This window comes from Synoicihabitans lomoniglobus, from assembly GCF_029023725.1.
In the GTDB taxonomy this organism is placed as follows: Bacteria; Verrucomicrobiota; Verrucomicrobiia; order Opitutales; family Opitutaceae; genus Actomonas; species Actomonas lomonigloba.
This window is the reverse complement of the sequence record NZ_CP119075.1, coordinates 5810412-5829026: the sequence shown is the minus strand read 5'-3', so window position 1 is coordinate 5829026 and position 18615 is coordinate 5810412. Positions and strand designations below refer to the sequence as shown.

Below are 18615 nucleotides of genomic sequence, written 5' to 3'. Positions count from 1 at the left end.
GCGCGATTAACGCAGTTCGTAAACTTCGAGGAGGACGATGCCGTGGGCCTGACCGGGAGCGGTGACCACCACGGTGTAAGCCCCGGGGGCGAGGTTGAGGAGCAGCGCGGCGTCGCGACTTTCTTCGGCCAGCGCGAAGGCGCCGGTGGCGCTGAAGCTTTGCCGCAGCAACTCGGCGTTGGGTCCGTCGGACCAGTCGTCATTGCTCAGGATTTCCACGGGGCCGTCGGCTCCCGCGGCGCGGTAGACGGCGACTTGCGGATCTTGGATCTCGTTGGGGAAATCCGGAGCGACAAGTTCAAGGCCGGGACCGATGGCCCGCACGAGCACCGTAGTGGATTGCTCACCTTCGATCACAAAACCGGTGATGAGCGGCTCGCCATCGACGCCGACGAAGGCGCGGGTGGAGACGTTGACGAACCGACCGGGGATCGGGTCTGGCTGATCGGCGGCGACGGTGGGTCCGTCCGCGATCGGCGCGGTCTCCGGGGTCACCTCTTCCGCCGGAGCTTCGCCCGCCACGGCATAGGCCGAACCGTCGACCCGGTTGCCGGGTGAGTTGGTGCGGAATTCACCGCCGGTCGCCGCGAGGTGCAGCGTGAGCGGCCCGTTCAAATCGGGCGCCCGCGTGATCGACATCGCCTGGTAGCCGAGATCGGAATCGTAGGCAAATTCCGCGACGCGGAAACCCTCGACGTTGAGGAGCTCGATGGTGGTGTCCTGATTGCGCTGGAGGGCGAGACCATTGGCCCGCTGCGAGCCGTCGGGATTGGAGGCGGTCTGGATCAGCGCGCCGCCATAGACGGTGTCGCGAGCCGCGAACGTTTCTTCGGTGGCGCGGCCGAAAATCACGGCGGCGCCCTGATCGTTGAGGCGAGAACCGGCCGGGAACGTGTGCACGATTTCCGGCGGCGTGAAGCTGCCGGTCTCGCTCACGCGAATCTGCCAGCCGGACATGTCGACGATGAAGCCGGACATGTTGACCAGCTCGATGAATTTGTCGCCGACCACTTCTTCGAGCACGCCGTTGCGGTTGAGGTCGGTGCCGGTGCCGAGCACCATGGGCATGACCTCGCTGATAATGACGTTGAAGGGATTCGGCTCGATGTCCTGCACCTCCAGCAGCGCGAGCGCCGGCAGGATGTCGGGACCGGAGCGCACCACGATGCGCACGGTGCGATCACCGTCGAGCAGCTCGTCATCGAAGGCGCCGATGGTGAACGTCGCCGAGGACGCGCCACCGGCGATTTCGACGGTGGTGGATGCGACCGTGATCTCGTCGGGGTTGATCGAGCCGTCATCCGCGATTGTGAAGCCGTTGCTCTCGATCATGACGGTGAGGCCCTCGGCCGGAGCCGGGCTCGCGAGCGAGACGGTCGCGGTGGCGGCATTGGCACCGGCGTCTTCGAGAATCGCCGGACGATCAATGGTGAGACTGAGGGTGTTTTCCGGCACGAAGTAAGGCTCGCCGTTGGGCAGCGTGCCCGGCGAGTAGGGTCGGTTCTCCGAACCGGCGATGGTGGAGTGCACCGCGAAGGGAGCGCCGATTTCGCCGGTCGAGCGATGGATGGAACCACCGCGGGGATCGATGGGGAAAATGTCACCGTCGATCAGCAAGTCGACCGTCTCGATAAATCCACCGAGTGTGGCCACCAGCGTCGCGACTTCCGGGCGATTGCTATTGAAGGCGAGCAGACCCGACGACGCGGTTTGCACGGAGGCACCACCGAAGATGCCGGTGGGGTTGCCGCCGCCAAAGACGACGAGCGCACGGCCGGCGCCGATGACGGAGCCTTCGGGAAATTCGTGCCGGGTGCCGAGGTCGTCGGAGATCGTCCAACCCGAGATGTCGACCGGGAAATCCTCGAAATTGACGATCTCCACAAAGGCTTCGTTCGAAGCGTTGCGAATACCGTCTCCGTTGGAATCACCGACCAGATCCAGCTCGGTGACGCCGGGCACGATGTTCATGATTTCCATCATGACGACGCGCGGCTGCGGGGTGTTGTTTTCCACGCGAAACCGCAGACGGCGGGTGCCGTAGCCGGTGGCGTCGAAGTCGACCTCGATCACCTTGGTGCCGGTGTATTGCTCATCCTGCAGGATGTTGAACGGAATGCTCAGCGTGGTGGCGCCGGCCGGCACCGTGACGGAGGTCGGCAAGTCGGTGGTCGTGCCCAGAAGGAACGAACCACTGATGCCGACTGCCAAGCCGCCCGCCGGGGCCGGGCTCGACAGCGTGAGGTTGATCGCGGTCGCAATCGACTCACCCACGGCAGGTTCGACGTAGGATGGCTGGGCCACGGTGGCGGCGATAGCGTTGGCCCCGCGCTCACCGATAACGCGCACGTTGTCGATGTAGTAGTCCTCGGCGTCGGCGTTGGAGTTGAAGGTCAAACGCAGATCCAGGGTCGAACCGGCGTAGAGCATGTCCCAACTGAAGTCGGCAAACTCCGGCACGAGGCGCGTATCGGTGCTCGCGGTGAGGGTGTTCTCATCGCCCACAAAGTAGCGGGCGGCGTCGTTGGTGCCGGTGGAGCGGAAGCCGCCGATGTTGATCCATTCGCCGCCGTCGATGCGGACCGCGACGAGCATGGTGTTATTGGGCTCAAACCCTTCCCCACCCTCGGCCACGGCAATGTCGACGCGCACGTTGCCCAGATCGCGGATGTCGATGCCGGTCCAGGTGAGACGACCCTCTTGTGCCAGCAAATCGGATACGGATGAAGTGAAGTTGGTGGCATTGTCGATGTCGCGGGCACCGAAGACCCAGTCGCCGTCGACGGTGCCGCCGGAGGCCACGGTGCCGTTGGAGAATTCCTGGCGACGAGCGAAGAAGTCGGCTTCGCCGTTGTCGGCCCCGTTTTCCACGAGGTAACGGGAGCCGGAGCCGTCCGTTTCAAAGCTGTCCTGGAAGGCCGTGACGGGAGTGCCTTGGGCAAAGCCGGAGACGGCACAGGTGCCGCCGAGGAGAAGAAGTCCGACCAGCCGGGAAAGGCGGCGGACGCGAGTCGATGCGTGATTCATGGGAAGCGCCGGTAAGGGTTGGGAGGCGGAGTTTAGAAGTTCCATTTGAGGCCGCCGGTGTAGATGGGATTGGTGTAACGCACGGAGACCACGCGGTCGGGTGTGCCCTGGTAGCTGACCAACGGTTCGTTGGTGAGGTTGGTGGCTTCGACGAAGAGCTGCACGCCGCCGCCAAAACGGTAACGGGCGATGAGGTCGATGCGGTCGAAGCCGTCGACGTAGGTGTCGAGGGCGTCGGGACCTTCGCCGAGCACGGCGAGATCCTCGACGGTCACGCCGCCGCGCACACTGTTCAGGTATTTGCCGCGCCGGTTGAAGCTGAGCCGGGCGAAAAACGGTCCCTGTTCGTAGGCGAGCGAGACGTTGGCGGTCTCGTCGGGTTGACGGAAGAGCGGCACGACTTCGCCGAGACGTTCCTCGGTGACCAACTCGACCTCGGACTCAAAGGCCGCGTAGTTGAGGTTGATCGAGAAGTGCTCCAGCGGACCGGGCAGGAAGTCGAGACGACGAGCGAAGGAGGCTTCATAGCCACTCAGTTCGCCCTGACCGCCATTGACTTGGCGGGTGAAGGAAAACGGCGAGACGTTGCGGCCGTCACTGCGGTAGCGCTCGGCATAGATTTGGGTCTCGTCGTTGGGACCGACTTCGCGGCGCACTTCCGTGTAAATCGGACCGTCGAGTTCCTTGAGGAACGCGGCGACGGAGAACACGCCCAACGGTTGGAAATAGTATTCGAGCGAGACGTCGAAGTTATCCGACTCCCACGGTTCCAGATCGAAGTTGGGCAGCGAGAGATTGGTGCCGTAGAGCGGACCGCTGATGCCGGGAACCTCGCGCGGCACGAGATCGGTAAACGTGGGCCGGGAAATCGTGCTGGTGTAGGAGGCGCGCAGGACGAGGCTCTCACCGATGTTGCGCCGCACGTGAAACGCGGGCAGATAATGATCGTATTCACGGGAGGTGGTGACGAGGTCGGAGAAGAAGTCCTCGTCGAGGAAACGCCAGTAAGCGGGAGAGATGAACTGACCGTCGTCGGTGCGCGTCACGAGACGCAGATTGGTGAAGTCGTTCTCAGTGTGCTCCCACCGCACGCCGGCGATGAATTGCCAGCGACCGAGCTCGAAGTGCTGCATGAAATAGGCGGCGAGCACGTCCTCGGTCGCGGCGTAGTCGGTCGTGACCGAGTCGGTGAAGTTGCCATTCAACTCACTGGGTAGTTGGGCGAAGTTAACTCCACCCGAAGCCGGATCGCGCAGGAACGCCAGGGTAGCGGCTTCGTCAAACTGGGGACCGTAGGCGTAGTCATCGCCGAAGTTGGCGGTGAATCCGTCGAGGGCGTCGCCGAAGAAAATGGGATCGGAAAGCCGCAGACGATTGTCGGGATACAGCGCGTCGTCGTAGGCGTTGAGGGGGCTGCTGTAGTCGTTGTTGTTCACCGCAAAATCCTTGTCGCGGAAGTCCATGGCGGTGCCGAATTCCGTCACCATGGTGAGGCCGAAGAGCTCGAAGTCGTATTTGGCATCGAGCTCGAAGCCGTTGCGCTCGTCGTTACTGCGCGAGGTATTGTAGTAGGGACCGGAGGCGCTGTCTTCGGAAATCGAATACAGGTTGGGATCCAGCGGCGCGGCGGGATCGGCCGAGGCGATGAGCGGACGCTCGGGATCGCCGCCGGAGGTCGGGGTCATGAGGATGCCGGCACCGGAGAGGTTGATGCCGCGCGACTCCCGCTCCTGTTGGGCGTCGGAGACGTAGTATTTCCAATCGACGGCGAGGGCGTCGAAGAAGAGGTGCTCGCCCCCGACCTGGGAGGTGAGAATCTCGTCGCTGGTGATCGTGTTGCGGAAACTGCGATTCACCGTCGCGCCCCATTTGGAATAGGTCCACTGGTTGAGCGCCGGGTCGTAGACCACGTCGCCGAGCGCGATGGCTTCCGCGTAGGTCAGCGAGCCCTGGGTGGGATCGATGGTGTTGATGCGGTCGACATTGAAAGGATCGTTCGGATCGAGGCCGAGCTGGGCCACGATGGCCGGGGTGAGGCGACGGGCGCCGGAGTAGGTGTTGGAGTCGTTGGTGCGGGCGGCGCGCCCGAATTCCTGCTCCGTCTCGTCGTCGTCGAACTGGTTGAGCGAAGCGGCAACGTAGAACTGGTGAAAGTCGTTGAGCTTGAACTCTAAGCGACCGCTGAGTCCGGTGCGTTCGCGCTTGATGCGGAAGTCGCGCAGGTCGGTTTGTTGCAACACGAAGCCGAGCACCGGGTCGCCCTGCAGGAGCGGCGCGGGAGAGGGGTCCCATGCGGCGGTGAGCGTTTCGGAGCCGCGGTTGTCCTCGGAGAGATTCACCGAGACCTGAAAGCCGATCTCCTTTTCGCCCAACCAGGAGAGATCGTTTTCGCGCAGCACGTCGCCGTAGGTGGCATTGAAGCGGTAACTCGCGTCGTCGGCGATGTCGTGCTGGGTGTAGGCGGCCTCGAGCGAGCCGTAGCGTTCCCCCCGATCGAGCGCGCTGCGGGTGATGAGATTCACCGTGCCGCCGATCGTGCCGCCTTTTTGGTTGGGCAGCCACGTCTTGGAAACTTCAATACGCTCGAGTTGATCGACGGTCACGATGTTGAGACCGGTGCGGCGGCCGTCCTCCTCGGGCGTGGCGACTTCCACACCGTCGAGCGTGATGTTGCTGAGTTGCGGGTCGGCGCCGCGGATGATGACAAATTGGCCTTCACCCTGGCTGTCCTGCACGGCCACACCGGGCAGACGTTGCAGGGCTTCGGCGGCGTTGCGGTCGACAAATTGACCGATGGCGTCGGACGAAATCGCGTTGGTGAGGTTGGCGGCGGCGCGCTGGATGTTTTGCGCCTTGGCCTGCCCGATCACGGTGCCGGTGACCGACATGGCCTCGAGTTCGACGACTTCCGCGCTGGAGTAGCGAAAATCGAGCGAGCGCTCATCGGCCGCGGAGGCGATCGTAATGGATTCGGTGAGCGCCGGGTAGCCCTGAGCGCGCACGGTCAGGCGGTATTCGCCGGGAGCGATATCGGCAAAAGTATAAAAACCGCCGCGGCGGGTGAAGGCGGCGCGGCCGCCCGGTTCGAGCGAAACCTGCGCACCTTCGAGTTGCAGGTTGAAATCAAGATCGGAGACGTAGCCTCCAATGGTGGCGGCGGGCGCGGAGGCGACCGTCAGCAACGTTGCGAGGGCAACAGCGCAGAAACGGGAACGGCGTTGGCAGTGAGTCCTAGGTGTCATGGTCAGAGTGAGTCGGGTCCATTAAGAATCGATGAACCGTCGCACTTCGTCGCTTCGCTCCCGATCACGCCAGACGGCAGGGACCGCACTCCGTTGCGGCGTGCAATCGTTACCGCGCCGCCACGCAATCGCCGCATTCCATGGGGGGATTCATCAAGGCTCCCTCACGCGATCACCCCAATCGACGAAGAGCACTCAGGCGTTGGTCGACGCGAGGGCAATACACGCTACGCAACGATGATCACTCGGCAGTTGTAGCGCAGATACCGACCGCAGGGAAAATTCCTCCCCACCCCCCCCCCACCCCACGATTTCCCGGACGCTCCGAGGGCATCAAAATCGGTGTCCTGCCGCCACAACCCCCACGCCAAAAGCCATGTCATCCCGAGATAGCATTCCCCCTTCCCACGGGGCCCATTCCGAGCGGTTCATCCGCAAGCCCATTGCCGGCTTCAAACTGAAGACCAGCCTGAATGCGTATTCATTTCACCCGCGTTTGATGCGCGGGGCCGATGGGAGTGATCCGGAGATGACGCTGTTTGACTTGCTCGAGTTCACGGCGCGGTCCGGCTTCGATGCCATCGACCCCACCGGCTACTATTTCCCCAGCTACCCGGTGGCGCCCAGCGACGAATATATTCACGCGCTCAAACAACGCGCGTTCGAGCTCGGACTGGGCATCAGCGGCACGGGCATCCGCAACAACTTTGCCTCACCCGACCGGGAGGCACGGGCCGCCGACATCGAACGCGCCAAAGCCTGGATCATCGCCTCGTCCAAACTGGGATCGAGCGTGATGCGCGTGTTTGCCGGCCACGAGGAACCAGGGGCCGATCGCGAAGAAGTGGCCAAGTGGATGGCCGAGGACCTGCGCACCTGCGCCGAGTTCGGCGCCCAATACGGTGTCATGGTCGGCCTGCAAAACCACGGCGACTTTTTGCGCACCGGTGACGATATCATCGACATGGTCGAACGCGTGGATCACGCGTGGCTCGGGGTGATTCTCGACACCGGCAACTTCCCGGCCGATCCCTACACCGACATCGCCAAGGTGATGCCCTACACCGTGAATTTTCAGATCAAGGAAAGCCCCTTCGGCAAGGACAGTTCCGTGCCGTTGGACCTGGATCGCTTCGTGAAAATCGTCTGCGAGTCCGGTTATCGCGGATATCTTCCGATCGAAACACTGGACAAAGCCGGCGAAGTTTATGATCCCGTTGCGGTCGTCTCGCGTTTCCACGCCGAAGTCACGGCCGCGTTCGCCCGGGTTCAGTCTGCGGCTGCTTGAGCGGACTGAAATTTCATCACCCCACCCCCGTCCTTTCGCCCCGCTTTTCCGCCTCCCTTCATGACTTCGATTTACATCAGCGTGCTCGTCTATTTCGGGTTTTTGCTGATCACCGGATGGCGATTTCGCTCGCTGAACAAGGATCTGGGCAACTTCGTGCGCGGCGGCGGTCTGGGGGCGTGGTGGCTCGTCGGCGCCAGTCTCGTCATCAGCAATGTCAGTGCGATGACCTTCACTGGCATGGGCTCGATCGCCTTCCAGGCCGGGGCCGTGCCGCTCATCGCCTACGGCGCCACCGCCTTTGCGAGCTTCGTGTGTTTCTTCGGCCTCGCCGCCTGGGCCCGCCAGACGGAGGCCTATACCGTGCCCGACATCCTGCGGGAACGGTTCGGCCCCGAGGTCGAGCAGTTTAATTCCTACTATTCATTTCTGTGGGGCATTCAAAACGGCGCCGTGTGGCTGTGGGCGCTGTCAATTTTCTGCTCGGCCATGTTCGACCTGCCGGCCAACACCATGATCGTCGCGCTCGGCATCATCGTGGCCCTCTACTCGACCATGGGGGGGCGCTGGGCAGTGATGGGCACCGACTTTCTGCAAAGCCTGATCATTCTGCCGGTGTCACTCATCGTATTCACCCTCTCGTTACGAGCGGTCGGCGGCGTGGATGGGTTCATCGACTACTGGCACGCGCTGGTGGACCGGGGCAGCGTTTTCATGTTTCCCGCCGCCACCGCGGGGGAAGCCCAGCAATACACCCCCGCTTACATCGCGGCATTGGTGCTCAACACCCTGGTGTTTCACCTGAGCTTTTTCTCGAGCCACAAATTCCTTTCCGCCCGGGACGGCACGGCCGCCCGCAAGGCGGCACTGTTCGGTGGTTTCGCGGTCATCATCGGTGCGGTGATCTGGATGGTGCCGGCGGTCGTCGCTCGATTCCTCTACGCCACCGAGGTGCTCGCCCACACCGAGGTTTCCAACCCCGCCGACACCGCCTACGCGATCACGGCCAGCCACGTGCTGCCGGGGTCCCTGATGGGCTTGATGATCATCGTGCTGTTCGCCGCGACCATGAGCAACATGGACACGGGTCTCAACTACACGGCGGGCATCTTCGTGCGCAACATCCTCAAGCCCCTGCGGCGCAAACTCGGCCGTCATGATCCGATGACTCCGGCCGCCGAAGTGCGCATGGGCCAGGTCGTCACGGGCATCAATGGCGGGCTGATGATCACGCTCGCGCTAATCTACGCCAACGCCAGTTCGATCGGCATCCTCGAATTGGCCTACACCGGCAACGTGCTGATCGTGTTTCCACTCGCGATCCCGATCCTCGTCGGCACCTGGGTGAAACAACTGCCGCGCTGGGCCTACTTTTTCAGTTTCGCCTGCGCCGTGATTCCAGCCGCCTGGTCGGTCGTGGCCAGCACCATGGGCAACCCCTGGTCCCTGCAGGAAAAAACCTTCGGCGTGCTGGCGGCCGGTATTGGCTCGATCCTTTGCACCATCCCGTTTTACCGGCACAGTTCGGCGGCCTTTCGCCAACGCGTGGACGCGTTCTTCCTGAAGACGCGCACGCCGATCGCCACGGGCGGCCCGCATGAAACGGAGTCGGCCCGGGTCGGCCTGCTGCAACGCAAGATTCTGGGTTCCTCGGTCATGTGGGCCGGCCATGTCATCCTGCTGCTGATGCTGGTCCCCAGCGACTGGCTCGGCCGCGGGTGCGTGCTCTTTGTGTCCGCCACGCTCTGGGCGGTGGCGTGGATGCTGCGCCAGAAGGCCCCGCCGCCCACTTCCTGAACCTGCTTCCTCCCCCTTACGCGAACCTACCCCCGGCTCCATGCAACGCGCTCAAATCTCCGTCAATCTCTACTCCGTCCGCGAGCACCTGCTGACCGTCGACGCGTTCCAACACTCCATGGCGCGGCTCGCCGGCATCGGTTTTCAATCCGTGCAATTGAGCGGCGTGGATGTCGATCTCATGCCAGCGGCGGAATTCGTGCGCATTTGCGCCGATCACGGCCTCACCATCACATCGGCCCACGAACCTTCCGTTCGCCTGCTGGCCGAACCGCAATGGTCGATCGACCGCTTGCGGGCTCTCGGTGTCACGGACACGGCGTATCCGTTTCCTCGTGATATCGATTTTGGCGATCCCGCGGCGGTGGACCGCTGGCTCCGCGCTCTCGATGAAGCCGCCGCGCAACTTGCCGCCGCCGGCATCACGCTGGCCTATCACAATCACCACCAGGAGTTCACCCGCGTGCGCGGCAAACTCCTCTACGATCGTATTTTTGAGGAAACCTCCCTGGCCGGAGAACCGGACACCTACTGGATCCAGATGGGCGGCGGAGATCCGCTGGCCTGGACTCGACGCTGGGCCGAGGCCGGCCGCCTGAGTCTCCTCCATCTCAAGGACGTGCGCATCACGTCCACCGGAGAAACCCGATTTGGGGAACTGGGCAGCGGGTCGCTGGACTTTGCTCCCATCCTCGCGGCAGCCGAGGTTGGCGGCTGCCGCTCCTATATTATCGAACAAGATCAATCCTACGAACGTGATCCGTTCGATGCCGTCGGCAAGAGTTTCGCCTTTTTGCGCGACAACTTCTGCGCCTGATCCCGATCGCAGCACCGCACGCTCACTGCCACGGCGTCGCTTCGACCGCGTAGCCATCGCCGATACCCGGCCCCAGCACGAGCACGCCGCGCAGGCGCGACGGCACTTCAACGGTCGGGCCGATCAACTGCAGGCCCAACTCAATTCGTCGGTCCAGAACGGTCTTGGGTTGGGTCGGGAGCGATTTGAACAACCCTTGCTCACACGGGAAAAAATACACGTCGCGGGACTCAACCACCATGCCGGCCGGCAAGTTGAAGACCACCATCAGGGCGTCACCGGTGCGAACATACACCGCCGAAATGCCATCAGGCCGCTCCACCGGCAATTGCCGCCGGGCCCCCGCAAACGCCGTTTCGTGGGACGAGGGCACCTTGGCGGGGCCCGACGCAATGGGCAAACTGAGCGCATGCTCCGCCGCCCCTCGCAGGCACCCGGTGCCGCAGGCCAGCCAATCCGCCCGGACTCCGATTTCCACCGTCTCCCCGAAAGCCAGAATGCGCGTGGTCTCGATCATCGCCAACAACATGACTTCCTCCTCATAACCGTAACTCATCGCGGCGGCGGAGGGCAGGCCACGTGGCACGGGCCACTGTATCGGACCCACCGATACTTCCGCCGATAACTTCCAGCTTAGCCGCGGGGCGAGACCGCTGTCCCCGGGGTTGAGCCAGTAGACGTGCCAGCCCGGCTGGATGCGCAAACGCACCGCGACGGCAAACCCCTCTCCGGGCTGAACCGCCGCCACGTCACTGAGCAGTTCGGAAACAACGGGCGGACGCGGCCGGGTCGGCGTAACCGCCGCCGTCACCGCACGATCCTCCGGTTATCCGAAGCCGGGCGAAGTTCGTTCGGCGGGGGTCGGACGGGACCCTCTTCCCATGCGGTAAAGAGGGCCCGCCCCCACTCGGACGTCATTCCTCGGCATCCTTCCACGGCTTGACGGGGAGGTCGCCCTCTCCTTCCGGGTAAAAGCCCCCGAGTTGGTCCAGCAGCAGACGTCCGAGGGCGACTTCATCGAACACCCCGTTGTGCGTCCAAAGCACTTCGCCTCCCGGCGCGATCAGCACGGTGTGCGGGATCGGTCCGGGCCACGACGGATCGAGGTTGGCGGCGAGCGCATCGGTGCTGGCGTCCGTGAAAATATAGTTGTTGGTGGTGCGACCCTCCATCGCCAGCGAGTCCGCGATGCGGGCGGGCATGCCGGCGTGATGGTTCTGCAGAAAGCGCAACGCCTTCGGCTGGTCCGAGGGGTGGTCCATGCTGATGGTGATCACCTCAAAGTCGCGACGTTTGAGCCGACGGGAAAACTTGGTGAGCTCGGGAAACTCATCCACGCAGGGTCCGCACCACGTGGCCCACAGATTGACCAGCCGCAGCTTGTTGGTGCGGTTGGCCGCGAGTTCGGCCACCCCGGCGGCGTCGATCGGCGCGAGCGTGATGGGTTCGTGCGACCACGCGGCCTCGTTTTTCTTGGTCACTTGTTTCACCTTGGTGAGCCATTTGATGGCGCAGCCCATCGGCCGGGCGTAGGGCGCAGTCACCGCGTCACCGGCGATCATGTCGGCAAGGGCGTTGACCGCGTCGTGCTTGGTGACGGTGGCCGGATCCTCGAAGCGGGAATCGTCGAAGCGACCGGAGTAGCGCAACTTTCGATCCGCATCGAAGAGGAACAAGTCCGGCGTGGCCAACGCGCCGTAGCTCTTCGCGGTCTCCTGTTTCTCGCCGTCGTAGAGATAGGGAAACGTGAAGTGATTCTCCGCCGCGTAGAGCTTCATCTCCTCGAAACTGTCGCTGTATTTGCTGTAACCGAGTTCGTCGACCGTGATCGCGTCCGGATTGTTGGGTTGAATCGCCACCACGCCGAGACCGGCCGCTTTCATGCGATTGATCCATGGGATCATGCGCGATTCCGCCGCATGCGAATACGGGCAGTGGTTCGACAGAAAAACGACCAGCAGGAAGCGATGCTGCGCAAAGTCGTCGAGGCGGTAGCGACGGTCGTCGACCCCGATGAGATCAAAGTCCGGCGCGGCGTCTCCGAGCGAGAGTCGATTAAAACCGTCGGGCAAATTGCGTTCGAGTTCGGGGCCCGAGCCTCGCAGGGCCTGGGCTTGGGCGAATGATGAAATGCTCATGAAAGGGAGAAGCGCGGCGAGGCACCAGAGGACGGCTCGCCCGGCGCGCCAATTCGAAAGACAACGCGGCCGACGCGCGGCGGCTCCGGGCCGGGGGTGGCGCCGGGATGGGGAAAGAAAATCGGGTAACATGGAGATTATCCGTCGGCCCGGCCCGCTCGGGTGAAACCCGGCGGGACCACCGACCATTGAAGTGGCACCGTCACCGCGAAGCCGTGGTGAGCGGCTCCGCGGCAGAGGGGAGAATTATGACAATAAACAGGCGGGGCGGATCACCCCACCCGGGCAAAGGCCCGGCGAACCCGGGTCATGAAACGAGGTATGACCACGCGCATGTCCGGGTTGGTGCCCTCGGGAGTGAGGGTTTCGATCGGCACGTAGCCGCGGTAACCCGCATCCACGAGAATCTGGACGAAGCGATCGAGGTCGATGAGCACGTCGCTGTCCTTGCCGTAGGGACTTTCCTTGAGCTGGAAATTCACCGTATACGGCAGCACTGCGGCGATGTCCGGGTAGGGATTGTCGCGGAAGTTTCCCGTATCCAGAATGACTCCGAGCCACGCGTGATCGACGCGCTTGACCAACTTGATGGTCTGTGCGGCGTTTTTGACGAAGTCGTTGTGATTCTGAACGCCCACCACCACGCCGTGTTGTTGGCCAAACTCGGCGCAGGTGTGAAGATCCTCCGCCATCCAACCGTAGATATCCTCGCGGTTGACGCCGGCTTCCTGCTGCCCCGCAAACAGGCGAATAACCGGCGCGCCCATTTTGGCGGCGGCTTCAATCCAGCGTTTGGCCAACTCGACATCGGCGGCGCGCTTGGTGGCATCGGCCGTGGCGAAGTTGTTGCGGATGCCCGTGCCGCTGATTTCGAGCCCGAGGTCAAAGGCCTTGCGCTTGAAATCCGCCAGGTAGGCGTCGGTGGGAACGTGGGGGTATCCGGGAAAGTAATACCCGGTGGGATCAATGGCCTCGAAGTCCTGCTGCGCGCAAAAGTCGAGCACATCCATCAAGGTCATGTCCGGCCCGTTGCCGTCGCGCCCCCGCGTCATCGCGGTGTTGAACGAAAAGGCATTGAGGCTGGTTTTGAGTTTGGCGGGCAGACGCCCGGCGGAGGCGGGTGCCGCTCGGGCGGCACCCGCGGGAAGCGTGACTCCGGCCGCGGCGAGCACGGCCAACCCGGCTGATTGGGTGAGGAAACGTCTTCTGCTGGGTTGGGTGGTCATACGACAGGAGGCGGAGGGTTATTGCACGCCGTAGACTTCGACGAGCACCACACCGGTGCCACCGTCGAGACCACTGACCTGGGCGGTGTAGAGTCCGGGCTCCAGGGAAACGAGCAGCGCGCAGTCGGCGGAACCATCGGTCCAGGCGAACGCGCCGACCGTCGCGGCGGTGCTGCGGATGATCGAGGCGTTGTCCGCGTTGCCCCAACCGGTGTTTTCGGCCACTTGCGTGCCGTCGGCCTTGAAGAGTTTCAACACCGGCGACGCCATGGTGCCGGACACGCCGAGGGCGCCGAGGGCGGGACCAGCGGCGCGAATGAGCACCTGCTGGCGCGCCGAACCGACGATGACGAAACCAGGGGTCAGCGGCTCGGCCGCCGAGCTCACCGTGCCGCGCACCGCGATGTTGGACATGGCGGTCGCGTCCGGAGCGGAGCCGCCGGTGCCATTGGCCACGAGTTGCACGAAGCCACCATCCCCGCCATCGGTTGGCGCGGTCGGGTCGGTCAAATCGAGACCATTTTGGTTCACGTAGATGTCGTCGGCAAAGAAGTTGGCGTCGAGGGCCTGGGGTTCATCGATGCGACCGGCGGAGTTGGTGAAGTAAAACACGTCGAGATGGGCGCTGGCCGGATCGATGTCGCCGTCCGGTTTGGCGCGGAAACCGCCGTATTCGTTGGCATCGCCCGAGAGCGGGAAGGCCAACACGGGCGTGCCGCTGCGACCCACACGGTAGTAGACTTGGTAGTCCTGCGATTGATCGGCGGTGCTGAGGTTGCGCACGTAATACCATTGGGACACCCAGATGTTGTCGGGACGCGTGGTCACCAGATTCTGGAAACCGATCACGGACGAAGGATTGTCCGGATTCGGATCACCATTGTAGGCGCGGAACGGATCATCCTCGCGCTTGTAACCGGTAACCGGACCCGACTCATTGTATTGGGTGGGAACATCCACCGCCGACAGGCCCACATTCATGTCCAAAGCGGGGGAAAACTCCGTGCCATTGATCGTCACGGTTTTGGTATACCAACGGTAATAGAGCGTGCCGGTGGTGCCGTAATTGATGGCCGCCGGACGGCCGATCAAGCGACTGCGATGGTCGATCGCGAACGGTGATCCCGGATCGAGCACGAGGACGTGATTGCCGGCGGCGGCACCCGCCGCGTCCGGGTCGACCACGATGGAGGCGCTGGAGTCGGCGACCGTGCCGACATCACTTTGGGTGAAGATCCATTTGTCGAGGTTGCCGTCCTCGAAATCTTCGAATTTTTGCCATTGGGCGTGAGCAAGGCCGACGCAGGAAAGAGCGAGGGCGGTTAGGGCCAGTCTATGCGATTTCATACTTTTTTTTGGGGGTGGGTTCGATGGGGTGAAGGATTCGCCGAAGCGAAAAACCAAACCGGACCATGGGCTGATCCCATGGCCCGACCGGTTAAAATTGCACGGTGGTGGTGAGGCGGAAGGTGCGGGGGCCGTAAAAGACCTCGCTGCGTTTGTTGATGGGACGGGCGTTGTAGTCGTCGTAGTAGGCGGCCGTGGTGACGTCATAACGCTCGTCCAGCAGGTTGTTGATGTTCAGGCGCAGGCTCCACCGGGTGCGACCGAGCTCGAACTTGTAATAGAGCCCGGCGTTGAGAGTCAGGTGCGCCGCCGTGTCCGGCGTGGGAAAGAGATTCTGGCCGATTTCAGCGCCACCGATGGTGACCGAGGTCGCCGCCGCACTGGAGAACTTGGCGCCCAATCCAAAACCGAAGTCCTTCAGCACGCCTTCGTCGAATTCGTAGCGACCCCAGATCGCCGCCTGGTGCGCGGGGTTGAAAAAGAGACTGACCCCGTCGATGCCGGAAATCGCCTCACTGGGTCGCAGCGGGTTGCTGGCGCTGAGCGGCTCCCCGTGTTGATCGAGGAACAGATCGGCCACGCCATCGCCGTTGGTATCTTGTGATTGGATACCAAAGGCCTCGCGCCCGAAGACCTGCACAATCCGGGAATATTCCGTGCCGGCAAACTCCTCGCCGGTGGCCAGCGAAATGTAGTCCACCATGTTGAAGGCGCCCTTGGCCTCACGTTGGGTGTAGGAGTAGTTGAACAGAAACTGCAGGCTGGGGCTGGGTTGAAAAATAATCTCCAGATCGCCCCCGATGGACTCATCGGCAAACGTCACGTTCGCGCCGGAAGAGGTGTCGAGACTGGGATTGTTGCCGCCATGGAATTCACCGAAGAAAGACTCCTCCCGGCGATAGCTCAGCGGATCCTGCTGGCCGATGCTGGCGCTCGAAACGGACTGGTTGAAGAAGGCCGACTCAAACCATTGCCGCCAGGAGTAGGTTTCGGTCACGAAGTTGCCGTCGCTGTTGCGATACGAAAAATCAAACGGCGTATCCATTTCACTGTGCTCGACATAAAAAACCTGCGGCGAGTCCGCCGTGCCCCCGTAGTTGGCGAACGCGATCAAGCCGGGGATCTGCTGCCGCACCGGGTTGTTGTCATCGTCCCGGGTGGTGATGTAGAAAGTCTGGTGCAGTGATTCGGCATCGGTGGTCGAAGAACTGCCGGCGACAAAGGCGTTTTGGAAAAACTCCGGCGTCTCATGCACGTTGATTCCATAGGAAAGCGTCTGCGTGCCCACCTCGGGATGCGGATCGAAACGCGCGGCGTTGAGCGACAGGCCCACGGGAGGGTTGGTCGAATCGTTCCATTTGGCCGGTGCCGGGGCGAAGTCGAAGTCCCAGATCGCGTTCTTCCGTTTGATACTGTAGGCCGCGATACTGCCGGTGAGGCGGTTGTCCATGAGACTGAACTTGAGGCCCAACTCCCGGGAAACCGTTTCCTCCGCATCGATGAACTCGTTGTTGCCATCGGTCAGTCCGGTGTTGGGCGCGATGCCCTCGGAGTAGAGACCGTAGAACGTGAATGCGTCGGTGATCTTGAAATTGAGGGCGAGCGACTTCGACCAGTTCTCGATCGGCGCGGGGAAGTTGTCCTGCGCCTCGAATGACCCGTAGGTGACGTTGTCGGGATTGTTCACGTATCCGACTTCCTGTGACTGGATCTGTTCTTTCGACATGCCCGTCGTCTCCGCCGGATCGATGCGAATGAAGTCCCGGGTCGACGCATTGTATTCGTCGTAACGCACGCCTCCGAGAAATCCCAACCGGTCGCCCAGGTAATTGCCTTGATAGACCCCGTAGAATCCCTTGAACCAGATTTCCTGCTCGGAGAACCGGAGTCCGGGCATGGCCAGATTTTCCCCCTGATAGCGCATCACGGAATAGTCGTCGATCGGTCGAAAATACAGCGCGTCGTCGGCCGCGGTATCCCGATCGTAGGCCCGCACAATGTCCTCGTCGCCGTTCAGGAAACTGACGCGGTCGTTGATGAAGTGATTGCCCGCCAGCAGGGTGTGCTTGGTCTCGCCCAGCAGCGGCAGCTCGGTTTCGAAGCTGTAGGTGCCGCGCAACCGCCACTGTAGCGAGTCGCTGGAGTTGGGACGCTTGCTCCACCAGTAGCGCGTGATCTTGGTATTGTCGCGCAGGTTGAGGTTCGCCGGGTTGAGATTGTCGCGGTCGATGTAAAACGTGTTCGCGGCGGCCCACACATCATCGACCGTATACTCGGTGTCGCCGATTGCGCTGAGCGTATTGCGCAGGCTGACCCCACCGCCGCCGTTGGTGAAGTTTTGCACGTTGACCGCCATCTCCTCGGTCTCCTGCGCGGTGTAATACACGCCGCCCGAAAACGCCAGGTTCTCCGTCGGCGTCAGATCGATATTGAGGAGGAAATTGTCCTCGTCGCGCATCTCATACGTATCGGGTCCGGTGATACGGTAGGTATCCGGCAGGCCGCCGCCCATGAGCTGGCGATTCCGCGGGTCGCTCTCCTGGTAGGTAAGTTCCACCCGTGGGGTGCGCAAAGGGCGGCCATTGGCATCGGTCGTGACGATGCTGCGATTCAACTGCCCCAGCGTCTGGATCGGACCGACGTGACGGGCAAAGTTGTAGTTCTCATCCCACGCGTTGCGAAAGAAGGGATCGTTGCCGCCGGTGTCGTAGATCCACTCCGAACCCGTGCCGTTGAACTTCGTGTGCGAGCGCTGGTATTCCAGCAGCACGTTGGCTTTGTCGCGGAAACCGTATTCGAGCTGCACGACCTCGTAATCCAATTCCTTGGTGCGCCAATCGGTATAGTCGTCCCGCTCTTCCCACGCCCCCGCCACCCGGGCGCTGAGCGAATGGCCGTTCTCGTTGGAGCGCACAATCGGGCCCGTCGCCTCCAACGTGCCGCGTTTAAAACCATAATTTCCCACCGAGGCCGAAACGGTCAGCCCCGGCTCCGAGGTGGGCGTCTTGGGCATGGTGTTCACGATGCCCGACAACACGCCGATGCCGTAGAGCAGGGAGTTGGGCCCCTTGACCACCTCCAACCGATCGATGTTCACCGCGTCGAGCAAACCACCCAGTGCAATGTTGGTGGTGGGCGTGATCACCACGCCGCCGACGCGAAAACCGAACCGGGTTTGAAACGGAACATCAAATCCGCGGATGGTCGCGACATTGGCAAAACGACTGCCCCCGGCCGAGGCGGACACTGATTTTTCATTGGAACCGCCGCCGGCATTGGCGTTCGCCGAGTTGCCTCCGCCGGGTGCCTCCATCGAATCGGTGAAAACCCCGGAGGAATAGGCCAGGGCCTCCTCGAAGTCGGTGGCACCGATGTCGCTCATGAACTCTTCCGTCACGACTTGGATCGTCATCGGCAGATCCTTGATCGCGGTGTTCAGACTCGTGCCCGAGGTGGTATTGGACGCACGGTAACCGACGTCGTCGCTTTCCGTGACTTCAAACGGTGAAAGAAAAATCACGTCATCATCGGTCGCGGCGGATGAGCTCGAATCGGTCTCATTCGTCGACTGGGCGAACAAACCGGATCCACCGGCGAACAAGGCGAATGCCATGACCAAAGTCGCGCCGACGCCACGGTGCCCAAGACGAGTCTGAACAGCGAGTCGGGGGTAAAATGCGGGGGAACACATGGAAACGGGGGACGTCGGCGGACCGAAACGAGAAACGCAAAC

Annotated in this window: 10 protein-coding genes; 3 read left to right on the top strand and 7 right to left on the bottom strand. The window is 62.5% G+C overall.

Annotation, left to right across the window (positions count from 1 at the left end; genetic code table 11):
- Nucleotides 1-6: 6 nt before the first annotated feature.
- Nucleotides 7-3027, bottom strand: a complete 3021-nt coding sequence (locus PXH66_RS22690) for a lamin tail domain-containing protein (RefSeq protein WP_330929544.1) — start codon at nt 3025-3027, stop codon at nt 7-9.
- A gap of 32 nt (nt 3028-3059) precedes the next feature.
- Complete coding sequence (locus PXH66_RS22685) at nt 3060-6269, bottom strand: TonB-dependent receptor (RefSeq protein WP_330929543.1); 3210 nt, start codon at nt 6267-6269, stop codon at nt 3060-3062.
- A gap of 376 nt (nt 6270-6645) precedes the next feature.
- On the opposite strand from PXH66_RS22685, the gene PXH66_RS22680 reads away from it, so the two are divergent.
- The 3 genes from PXH66_RS22680 to PXH66_RS22670 are packed head-to-tail and all read left to right on the top strand — an operon-like array spanning nt 6646 to nt 10171.
- Nucleotides 6646-7557, top strand: a complete 912-nt coding sequence (locus PXH66_RS22680; protein ID WP_330929542.1) for a sugar phosphate isomerase/epimerase family protein — start codon at nt 6646-6648, stop codon at nt 7555-7557.
- A 60-nt stretch (nt 7558-7617) separates the two neighbouring features.
- Nucleotides 7618-9354 carry a sodium:solute symporter family protein gene (locus PXH66_RS22675; protein ID WP_330929541.1) on the top strand — a complete coding sequence of 579 codons (1737 nt, stop codon included), beginning with the start codon at nt 7618-7620 and terminating at the stop codon, nt 9352-9354.
- Nucleotides 9355-9394: 40 nt separating this feature from the next.
- Nucleotides 9395-10171: a sugar phosphate isomerase/epimerase family protein gene (locus tag PXH66_RS22670; RefSeq protein WP_330929540.1), complete on the top strand. Its 777-nt coding sequence runs from the start codon at nt 9395-9397 to the stop codon at nt 10169-10171.
- Between the two features lie 22 nt (nt 10172-10193).
- On the opposite strand, the gene PXH66_RS22665 is transcribed toward PXH66_RS22670, so the two are convergent.
- From PXH66_RS22665 to PXH66_RS22645, 5 genes are all read right to left on the bottom strand, one after another.
- Nucleotides 10194-10982, bottom strand: a complete 789-nt coding sequence (locus PXH66_RS22665) for a protein-disulfide reductase DsbD domain-containing protein (RefSeq protein WP_330929539.1) — start codon at nt 10980-10982, stop codon at nt 10194-10196.
- Nucleotides 10983-11085: 103 nt separating this feature from the next.
- On the bottom strand, nt 11086-12309 hold the full coding sequence (locus tag PXH66_RS22660; RefSeq protein ID WP_330929538.1) for a redoxin domain-containing protein: 1224 nt from the start codon (nt 12307-12309) through the stop codon (nt 11086-11088).
- A gap of 272 nt (nt 12310-12581) precedes the next feature.
- Nucleotides 12582-13535 carry a sugar phosphate isomerase/epimerase family protein gene (locus PXH66_RS22655; protein WP_330929537.1) on the bottom strand — a complete coding sequence of 318 codons (954 nt, stop codon included), beginning with the start codon at nt 13533-13535 and terminating at the stop codon, nt 12582-12584.
- A gap of 18 nt (nt 13536-13553) precedes the next feature.
- Entirely contained in the window at nt 13554-14882 is a 1329-nt protein-coding gene (locus tag PXH66_RS22650; protein WP_330929536.1) for a hypothetical protein, read from the bottom strand.
- A gap of 91 nt (nt 14883-14973) precedes the next feature.
- Nucleotides 14974-18495, bottom strand: coding sequence for a TonB-dependent siderophore receptor (locus PXH66_RS22645; protein ID WP_330929535.1), 3522 nt, complete (start codon nt 18493-18495; stop codon nt 14974-14976).
- Nucleotides 18496-18615: the final 120 nt, after the last annotated feature.